This is a genomic window from Cylindrospermopsis sp. CR12 (assembly GCF_001432185.1).
GTDB classification, from domain to species: Bacteria; Cyanobacteriota; Cyanobacteriia; order Cyanobacteriales; family Nostocaceae; genus Raphidiopsis; species Raphidiopsis raciborskii.
This window is the reverse complement of sequence record NZ_LMVE01000096.1, coordinates 1-9,526: the sequence shown is the minus strand read 5'-3', so window position 1 is coordinate 9,526 and position 9,526 is coordinate 1. Positions and strand designations below refer to the sequence as shown.

The following is a 9,526-nucleotide window of genomic DNA, read 5'->3' as shown; positions in this document are numbered from 1 at the left end:
GCGTCCAATGACTTTGAGACTAATCCAAATACGTTTACACTAGGAATAACTGCTAGTGATGCTGCTGGTAACACCTCTTCTCCTGTAAACGTTACTATCAACGTCACGGATGTGGATGACACCGCCCCCGTTGTAAACACCAACCAAACGTTCTCCTATGCAGAAGGAAAAACGGCTAACTTCCAAGTGGGAACAGTCACAGCTACCGATGCAGTAGGAGTCACAAGCTTTGCGATCGCATCTGGAAATAATTCCGGGTTCTTTGCCATTAGTAACAGTGGAGTAATTACCCTCACAGCAGCAGGTGCAGCTGCATCAGCCGCGTCCAATGACTTTGAGACTACTCCAAACACGTTTACATTAGGAATAACTGCTAGTGATGCTGCCAACAACACCTCTTCTCCTGTAAACGTTACTATTAACGTCACGGATGTGAATGATAATCAAACACCCAATGTATCAGGAACATTTAATATCATTGCTACAGATGGCATTCTCACAATAGAAGAAAAGAATGCGGGAGTAACTTTAAGTGGTACAGTAAGCGATCAAAAAGCACAGGTGACAGTTCAATTTGGGGGACAGATCAGGCTTGCCAATGTGATTGGTACGAACTGGTCTTATAAGCTAACTAGTAAAGACTATAACTTCTTCAAAGAAGGGTCAAATCAACTAACTGCTATCTTCACCCTTAATAATGTAACCCCCCAGTTTAAGAGTTCCCAGACCCTAACCATTGGTACGGAGGTACTGCCATCACTTGGCAGTCCCACCTTAGATCCCACCCAACCAAAGGGTATTAGTGCAGAAGTTACTCAAAAAGCACAATCAGCAAATATTGGTCAAGGTATTCTAGGAACTCAAGAAAAGCTAACAGATCCGAACATTGTAGTTATTCCATTTGGAGGTGTTGATACCTTTAACAAAGGAGCAAATGCTGCGATAGAAGATTTTGGTACGATTAAAACTGGAGCCAATACCACCATTGAAAGTGTGAGAGTTTTACCCAAGAACCCAAATGGCGAGGTTTCAGTTACCTTAAACGATGGAACAGTGGTATTGGCATCTACTCCCCCTGGGATTAGCTCCATTGGAGATCCCTTGGGGTTAACCATGAGTGGAGTCCTTCCGGGGGGAAGCTCTACTTTAGATTTCTATTTGCCTAAAAATATTCTCAATCAGTTACCCAATGATTTACAGTCTGCTACATACGCAAAATTTAACTTTGAGGCTAAGAAGTTTGAGCGGTATGCAGATGAACAAGGAAAGCCCTTATATCAGTACAAATTTACTGATAAAAATAGCAATGGGATTCGAGACTTTGGAGAACTTTATCTCAGTCTAAATCTTACAGATGGAGATAAATGGGATGGTGATAGAATTCAAAATGGTATTATTGTTGACCCAGGACAGTTGGGAATTGCTGTTGCAGTGACAGGAACAGGTGTCACCTACTCATCAACCACAGTTAATCCTGGAAATTCCTTGATTCCTAAAGAAGCACCTCCCCTATCTAATATTGCTGATAATGTGTTCTATAATTTCCCCAGCACCTATAGGCCAGCGGAAGCAAGACAAGCATTACAAAATGCTTTAGGTCAAACTGATGCTGCCTTTAAAAACATATTTGGGTTGTATGAGGTGGATAATGCGACAGGAGCAGTCAATGGTATTGCACCTGGACAATCTGGTTATGCCAAAGCTGCTTTGGACAAGAGTAAAGTAATTAGCAATTTTACTGTGCGCGCAGGAGGGTCAGTTACCCCCAATATTAATGGTGACTTGATTGGTATTGGAGGCAAAACTTATGCACCATTTGTGATTGCTAATGGTGGCAATTACTCTGGTAGTATCCAAGAAGCTATTAACGAGTTTTTCAAGGTTAATCCCAATAACAGTGCAGCTACTGCTCAAAATTATATGGGTTTACCCGTTGCTTACTTTAGCTTTGGTGCTGCTAACCCAGATGGTGCAGCTCACATCAAGAGCTTTGGCAATAATATCTTTGGGTTTGAAGATTTACCTGCTGGTGTGGGAGTTAGTGATTACGACTTTAATGATATGGTCTTCTCCTTTGGTTAAAAAAACCGTTGTCGTTCACCACCAAGGTTTTGCTAATTTGGGTTAGTTAAAACCTTGGTCCCCAATTCAATAAATATATAATAAAATATATCTACCTTTGGAGTTTTTACAGTGAGTCTATTTGATGATCTAAGTCGTTTTCTGGAAGCCCGTTTAGAAGAATTTATACGAAACAATCCTCATATAGAGTTGGAAATGCTCACGGAACAACTACAGCGCGAGGAGGAAAAAACAATAAAATTGATTACAGATCTACAATTACAGGAACGACAAGTCCAGGATGAAATTCTGGCAACCGCACAAGAAATACAACGATGGCATGCTCGTATTCAAAAAGCTAAGGCAGCAGGTAGGGAAGACTTAGCTGTACCGGCACAAGCAAAAGAAGATTCTTTACTGCGAGAGGGAAATCAGCAATGGGCAAACATGCAGTCTTTAAAAGAGAAAGTTGTGCAGTCTCAACAGACGTTAACTAAGATTAAACAACGTCGGGAAGAAGTGCAAGTAAAAGCTAAAGCGATGAAAAGTGATAAAACTAAATCTTCAACCAACGAGGGTACAAAAACCACAGATTCCAAGTTCAACTACTCCAATTCCAAGTTTGATGACTTAGAAGAAGAGTTTCGTCGTTGGGAAATTCAGGATGAACTAGAAGAAATGAAAAGGAACAGGAAAAAGTGACGCTTCTTAGGATACTAGAATATTGTCCCCGCAATAGCGGGGCTTTTCACCCTATTTGGGTTCACCTTGGGTTGCCAATACATCAATGGGCTTCATCAAGTACAGTTTGAGGAACTGCCATCCATGGGAAATGTAAATGGGTATCTTCTGCAAAAATTGTAGGAATTTGGGACTATTGCCATTGGAAATAGCTGTTAACCTTTCGTTATTCTTAATGCAAATATCCAAACGCTGATAAAACTCTGGACTTTCCACATCTAAAATTATGGGAAACACGCGACCAGCGGTTTCGTTAGTCTTCTTGATGACATGAATGTCGTACTCTCTAGCATCTAAACCAATGGCAGCATAAAAGTCTTTACGCTGAATATCATTGAGATACATGGTGGCAAATACAGACAACAAAAAGAAACGACTCCAAAGTTTACCTTGCCACCCCCGCAACATTTGTGGTTGGGCCTTCATGATAGCATCAAAGAAATCACCATGACGGTTTTCATCCTGACACCAGTTCTCAAAGAAACGGAAAATTGGATAAATTCTATCTTCAGGATGTTTTTCTAAATGACGATAAATGGTGATATACCGCCAGTAACCAATCTTTTCAGAGAGATAGGTGGCATAAAAGATAAATTTGGGTTTGAAGAAGGTATAACTGCGACTCTTGGTCAAAAATCCTAGATCTAGGGATAGATTAAAGTCCGACATAGCCTTATTCAGAAACCCGGCGTGACGAGCTTCATCCCGTGACATGAGATTAAAGCACTCTGCTAGAAGAGGGCTTTTATCTTTTAAGCGGCGACCTAGTTCTTTGTAGAGGAGGAACCCAGAAAACTCTGCTGTGCAGGAGCGTTCTAGAAATTCAATGAACAATTGGCGGGTTTGTCCGTCAATGTGGTCCCAGGACTGTTCAAATTCAGCATCTCGAACAAAGTGATGACGGTTATAGTCAACGCGAAACTCTTCTAAGATGGCTCGCAGCTCGTCCTCATTGACGGAGATATCCATCCGCGCCATTTCGTCAAAATCGGTTGTATAGAATCGGGGTGTTAATAGGGTTTCTTTCGCAGGAACTTTCACCCCGGGACGTATTTCTTCAAAGGTTGGTTTTTTTAGGGAATTTACCATCTTAATTTTCAATTAAGGATAATAATGACATTTGTATAACATCTACTCTATCAAAATCTAGTCCCAAAAAGGGCAAACAAACATTAAGAGTTGCAACAAATCTTGAAATTTCACCCAGTTTCTCGCTTAACCTCTGTGACTATTTTACGTTATGGTTTATTTAATCAAGTTTAATTCTAAAACGGATAGCTCTCAGCCCCATTCAGAGCCAAAGTTACGTTTATTTTGTTTGCCCTATGCTGGTGCCCGTGCGAGCGTATTTTATCAATGGTCTAAAAATTTACCTTCTACTGTGGAAGTACGTGGTGTAGAATTACCTGGAAGAGGGAGAGTAAAATATCCTCCCTACAGAAAAATGGAACTTTTGGTCCGAGCAATAGCTGAGCATATTTTGCCATTGTTGGATAGGCCTTTTGCTATTTTTGGTCATAGCATGGGAGGATTAGTTGGTTTTGAATTGGCTCGGTTATTGCGCTCAGAATATGCTCTGGAATATAAAACCCTATTACATCTATTTATATCAGCTCGTAATGCACCCCAAAATCACAGTAGGGACGAGGGGATTTATCATCTACCTGATGGGGAGTTTTTGGAGAAAATTGCTAAGTATAATGGCACCCCTGACGAAATACTCAAGAACCCAGAAATGAGGGAATTATTTTTGCCTATTCTCCGGGCTGATTTTGAGGTTTTAGACACTTATATCTATAAAGTTGAACCACCTTTTGATTTTCCTATTACTGTATTTGGTGGTTCGGAGGATCCCATGGTAAATCATGATGATTTAGTCGGTTGGAAGGAACATACTAATAGGGAGTTTTCTTGCTATACCTTGCCAGGTAATCACTTTTTTATTCGCTCCCATCAAGAGCTGCTTCTACAATATATATCTCAAAAGTTATCCAACAACTGACATAGGATAGATTTTGGTCATTAAATTGGTGATAAAATAAGCAATCGGTTATCATGGAAGAATCATCAATCAGGTACGGCTATTTCGACTAGATAGCTATAAAACCGAACGTCTCTAATTTATTATTTTGTGTTACTGTTAGAGCAGGAAGCAAAAAGACCGTGTTTCACAAAGTTAGAGATACCAAGAATATCCAGAAATATGCCGGTTTTGCCATTTGTTAATTGTTGAATGTGAAGCTTGAGTTTCAGCATCCACAATCCAAATCGACATTGTATAGGAGATGGTTATGGCATTAGTTCGTTGGGATCCCATCCGTGATATTGAACGTTTAGAACCCTTCCGTGATCTGGAACGCTGGGATCCCTTCCGGGAAATTGAGACCCTACAACGACGAATGGGTCGTTTATTTGAAAGAATGTTACCCACTGATGGAGGTGAAAGAGCTGGGTTAAATTTTATCCCCGCAGCTGAACTGGAAGAAACGGAGGATGCTTTTAAACTAAAAGTGGAATTACCCGGATTGACAGCTAAGGACGTAACTGTGGAAGTAACACCCGAGGCGGTTTCTATTACTGGAGAAAGAAAATCAGAAACTACTACTGAAAGGGAGGGTTATACTCGTTCTGAGTTTCGCTACGGTAAGTTTCAGCGAGTGATTCCATTGCCTTCAACAGTGAAAAATCAGGAAGTTAAGGCTGAATATAAGGATGGTATTCTCCGGTTGAACTTGCCTAAAACAGAAGCGGAAAAACAAAGAGCTGTCAAGGTTAATCTTGGTTAGTTCTTGAACAATTAACTATCAGAAGTCAGTAGTTAATCACTGTCTGACTTCTGATATTCCAGTGGCCCAATGGTTTTTAAAAACTTGGACATGGGATCTGATAATGGCGATCGCAGCGGAGATACGATAGATATTGATGAGTCCAGTTAATAACCTAAGAACTATTAACTTTGTGCAAAGTTTTGTACTTGTAATACAGGTAATCAGATTACATAGAATGATAAGTGAAAAACCTGAAGTTCGAGATTGACAAAGATTCACTGTTTTTGCTCAAGTAGCTTAATATTAAAAGAGCAATATCAAAATAGGGTGTATTGACATTAGTTAAATATTGGATATTTTAGAGAGCTTATTTATACAGTCTAATCAATTTTATAGCCCTAGCCACTTGTAAGGGGGGGGAGGCGAGCCAGAACCCTTACCCAGCAACCATAAACCCTGTCCTAATCCCCCCTGGATAAAGCTATATTTTAAGGATTTCAAAAAAACTTGTGGAAAAACAAACACTGAAATAACTTTGTTTGCTTGAATAGCTATATTAAGAGTACTGAACAATTCAACGTTTCTTATTTATGGCTACCAAAATTATCCAAGTGAGAGAATATACTGTCAGAGCCCATCAAAGACAGATTCATACCCGAATTTTTAACTTTGTCTGTAAGGAGTGTAATCAAACAACAAAACGGGAAACTTTTGGACCAAGACCTCTCTACTGTGAAACTTGTCGCCCTCCACAACCACCAAAAAAATCCCTTGGTAATTCCAAAAAAGCAAAACCCCGTGTTATGAATTATGAAAGCGATGTCACCCTAGAATGATTGCAGTAATATGACCTCTCCAGAACAATTAAAACCTCCCTCAGAAGCATTTATTAATCCATTGCTAGAATTACGAAACTACTATGCCAGTTTGGTACAGAAGTACCAGAAATTATTTATTGAAGCGCGATCGCAACTGGATCATGTGGAAGCTTTATTATCTTCATGGTCCTATTCTGACGATCATGAACCTATTTCAGAGTTAGAAGAAGACCAAGTGAGTTCCCAGCTATTTTTAGCATCGAATCACCAATCCACTTTAGAGTCTTTCGCATCTGAGTGTCTGGAACATAAGAACCAAAAGGAAGTATGTCCGGAAACCCCTGAGCCAATTACAGATGCAATAGACGCAACGGTTCTCCCCCCTTCAGAGGAAACCCATAAGTCCTTTGGGAAAGGGGAGGAAGTTCCTATGATCGCTCAGTACAAATCTCTAAATAGAATGGAAGCTTTAAGACTTTTTTTCGATGAGCACGCTGGAACTGCTTGTCATATAGATTTCATTTTGCGATCGCTCTATGGCAATTTGGAACCTGCAGTTTTGAGAATTGTTAAGGGTAGACTCCAATCTTCTTTAACCCAGGGTAGGGAAAAGGGTGATTGGTATGCGGTTCCTAATGAACCTGGTTGTTACACTTTGGCACTAAATCTATTGGACTATAGCCGTCGTAGTTCATCTTCAGCAAGTCATACCAAAAAGAAAAAGTCTGTTACCGCAAGCGCATCACCCAGCACTATCATACCGGTGCTGGAACAGTTTGAAGGTCAGTTTCTCATTGATGCTATCAGTTTGTTCTTAGAACAACATAGAGGTCAGATCTTTACTGTAAATGAAGTGATCCAGGGAATTTATGGTAACCTTGACGATCAGCAAATTGCCCGGATCAAAAATAAGACCCTCAACGAATTATCTAGAGGTCATCGCACGGGTAGATTTTCTAGGGTTCCCAATCAAGTTGGTTTTTACACCTGGAATGCCAACCTACTTCCTAGGGATATTTAGAGCTTGCTGTAACAAGACACCTCCTGATCCAACTCCTATTTAGAGATGTCATACCCAAACAGATTGGGGTTGACTTCTCCTAAATTTAAGTTAGCTAACCCGTATTCTGCCCAGCGTCTATCTACTAAAGCAGCAATGTTAGGATCAGATTCTAAAGCTTCTCCCCATTCGTGTTCAGTTTCTGGAGGAATTTTGGTAGTCGCGTCTATCCCCATTCTACCACCTAGTCCTAGTTTCTCACTGGCAAAGTCCAGAGTATCAAAGGGTGTATTGGGCAATATAAATACGTCCCTAGATGGATCAACTTTAGAACTAATTGCCCAAACCACTTGACGTGGATCCCGAATATTGATATTCTTATCTACAACAATCACAAACTTCGTGTATGTGAATTGGGGTAAGGCACTCCAAAATGCTAAAGCTGCTCTTCTCGCTTGTCCTGGGTAGGCCTTGTCTATGGAAATAATCGCCGCCTTATAACTCAAGGCCTCCATAGGGAGGAAGAAATCAACTATTTCCGACACCTGTTGCCTTAAAATGGGCGTGTAAATGCGATTCAGGGCGATGGCCATCATGGCCTCCTCTTTGGGCGGACGACCGCTAAAAGTGGTCAAATAAATCGGTTCCCGACGGTGCGTCATGCACCCAAACCTAATTAAGGGGGAATCCTCCACACCACCATAATACCCCATGTGATCACCAAAGGGTCCATCAGGTAACACCTCCCCAGGAGTGATAGTACCCTCTAACACAAATTCAGAATCCGCAGGTACTTCCAGATCCACTGTCTTACACTTGGCTAATGGCACTCCAGAACCACCGTATAACCCTGCAAACAACCACTCCGATAAATCCACAGGAATAGGAGTAGCTGCTGCCATAATTATTAGGGGATCCACACCTAGGGCAATAGCTACTTCCAACTTTTTGCCTCGTTCAGCAGCTTTACGTAAGTGTCTAGCTCCACCCCGAACTGATAACCAGTGTACGGTCATGGTCTGGGCGGACTGTAGTTGTAAACGATACACACCTACATTAGGAGTACCGGTGACACAATCCTTAGTAATTACCAATCCCAAAGTAATAATCTTACCGGCATCTCCGGGATAAGGACGTATCAAAGGTAACTTATTTAAATTTAAATCTTCACCTTCCACAACCACCTGTTGACAAGGGGGGAAAAAATCCCTTCCTGGTTTGGCCTTAAGAACATCAAACAGCACCTTACCAAAATCTATAGCTTGGGAAAGATTTTTAGGAGGTTTAGGTTGTTGAAGCATGCTTAACTTTTTCCCCAAAGTTTCCAATTCCTCTGGGTGTTGCATATTCATAGCCCAGCAAATTCGCTCCACAGTGCCCATCAAATTTACTGCTACGGGGAAAGAAGCACCCTTGACATTTTCAAATAATAGACCTGGTCCTCCTTTTTGCAGCATGCGGTTAGCAATTTCTGCGATCTCCATATCTGGGTTAACCAATGCGGAAATCCGCTGTAATTGTCCTCTTTCTTCCAGAATTTTTATAAATCCCCGTAAATCTCGCGCCATATTCCCAACAGTTAAGAAATGTAAATTATTCTTAATATTATAGCTTTAGCCAGAACGCTATAGACAGGGTTGATGAGTAAAAGTGGGGTGACCACAAGTCCCCCGATAAATCGGGGGTTGTTGGATTATTTAATATGGCAGTATTCCTGAGTAGGAGTAACGGAAACCACTTCCACTTCGACGGGTTTTTCCGCTGTTGGGTTAATAATAAACTCGCTAGGACCCACATGTGGTTTTTGAGGATTACCCCAATCGTATGTATAACCTAGACCCGACCAAGGATAATATTCCTTTTTAGCATTGGTGTAGGAATTGGTATAGATTGCCTTGATTACAGGACTATTATCAGGTACTGGTAGGGGTAAAAGATGACAACTGGTATCGTTAATTTCCTGATCAATACATGGTCGAATTAAATCTTCTGCTTTCACCCACATTTCCACAAAATGAGTTTTACTGGAATATTAGAGTTGTTGGAAAATAAGGGATAATAATCAAGCAGACAAGTAGGGTGACATTACAGCAATTTTCATTTATTTAACCTCTAAAAAAAGATAAGCTATAATAAGG

The 9,526-nt window shown here is 40.7% G+C and carries 8 protein-coding genes and 1 pseudogene; 6 read left to right on the top strand and 3 right to left on the bottom strand.

The genetic code is table 11. The features are described 5' to 3' along the window. On the top strand, window positions 1-2,082 hold a 2,082-nt coding region (locus ASL19_RS11295; RefSeq protein WP_152980431.1), incomplete at its 5' end, for a DUF4114 domain-containing protein. A gap of 111 nt (window positions 2,083-2,193) precedes the next feature. Next, window positions 2,194-2,763 carry a TIGR04376 family protein gene (locus ASL19_RS11290; protein WP_006276469.1) on the top strand — a complete coding sequence of 190 codons (570 nt, stop codon included), beginning with the start codon at window positions 2,194-2,196 and terminating at the stop codon, window positions 2,761-2,763. A 51-nt stretch (window positions 2,764-2,814) separates the two neighbouring features. On the opposite strand, the gene acsF is transcribed toward ASL19_RS11290, so the two are convergent. Beyond that, complete coding sequence (acsF, locus tag ASL19_RS11285; protein WP_057178425.1) at window positions 2,815-3,891, bottom strand: magnesium-protoporphyrin IX monomethyl ester (oxidative) cyclase; 1,077 nt, start codon at window positions 3,889-3,891, stop codon at window positions 2,815-2,817. 151 nt (window positions 3,892-4,042) lie between these two features. Here acsF and ASL19_RS11280 point away from each other — a divergent pair, with 151 nt between their 5' ends. From ASL19_RS11280 to ASL19_RS11265, 4 genes are all read left to right on the top strand, one after another. Beyond that, complete coding sequence (locus ASL19_RS11280; RefSeq protein ID WP_057178424.1) at window positions 4,043-4,804, top strand: thioesterase II family protein; 762 nt, start codon at window positions 4,043-4,045, stop codon at window positions 4,802-4,804. A 289-nt stretch (window positions 4,805-5,093) separates the two neighbouring features. After that, a complete protein-coding gene (locus ASL19_RS11275; protein WP_006276472.1) occupies window positions 5,094-5,588 on the top strand; it encodes an Hsp20/alpha crystallin family protein in 495 nt (164 codons plus the stop codon). 572 nt (window positions 5,589-6,160) lie between these two features. Further along, window positions 6,161-6,406, top strand: coding sequence for a hypothetical protein (locus ASL19_RS11270; protein ID WP_006276474.1), 246 nt, complete (start codon window positions 6,161-6,163; stop codon window positions 6,404-6,406). A gap of 10 nt (window positions 6,407-6,416) precedes the next feature. Beyond that, a complete protein-coding gene (locus ASL19_RS11265) occupies window positions 6,417-7,409 on the top strand; it encodes a hypothetical protein (RefSeq protein ID WP_057178423.1) in 993 nt (330 codons plus the stop codon). A gap of 35 nt (window positions 7,410-7,444) precedes the next feature. Here the strand turns inward: ASL19_RS11265 and ASL19_RS11260 are convergent, their stop codons facing one another. Continuing rightward, on the bottom strand, window positions 7,445-8,956 hold the full coding sequence (locus ASL19_RS11260; RefSeq protein ID WP_057178422.1) for a UbiD family decarboxylase: 1,512 nt from the start codon (window positions 8,954-8,956) through the stop codon (window positions 7,445-7,447). A gap of 125 nt (window positions 8,957-9,081) precedes the next feature. Next, window positions 9,082-9,420: pseudogene (locus ASL19_RS11255) on the bottom strand (hypothetical protein); the annotation flags it as partial. Window positions 9,421-9,526 lie beyond the last annotated feature (106 nt).

Excerpts from the sequence above, each read along its gene's own strand:
- acsF (WP_057178425.1), bottom strand. The coding sequence starts at position 3,891 with ATGGTAAATTCCCTAAAAAAACCAACCTTTGAAGAAATACGTCCCGGG.
- ASL19_RS11280 (WP_057178424.1), top strand. The coding sequence starts at position 4,043 with ATGGTTTATTTAATCAAGTTTAATTCTAAAACGGATAGCTCTCAGCCC.
- ASL19_RS11275 (WP_006276472.1), top strand. The coding sequence starts at position 5,094 with ATGGCATTAGTTCGTTGGGATCCCATCCGTGATATTGAACGTTTAGAA.
- ASL19_RS11270 (WP_006276474.1), top strand. The coding sequence starts at position 6,161 with ATGGCTACCAAAATTATCCAAGTGAGAGAATATACTGTCAGAGCCCAT.
- ASL19_RS11265 (WP_057178423.1), top strand. The coding sequence starts at position 6,417 with ATGACCTCTCCAGAACAATTAAAACCTCCCTCAGAAGCATTTATTAAT.
- ASL19_RS11260 (WP_057178422.1), bottom strand. The coding sequence starts at position 8,956 with ATGGCGCGAGATTTACGGGGATTTATAAAAATTCTGGAAGAAAGAGGA.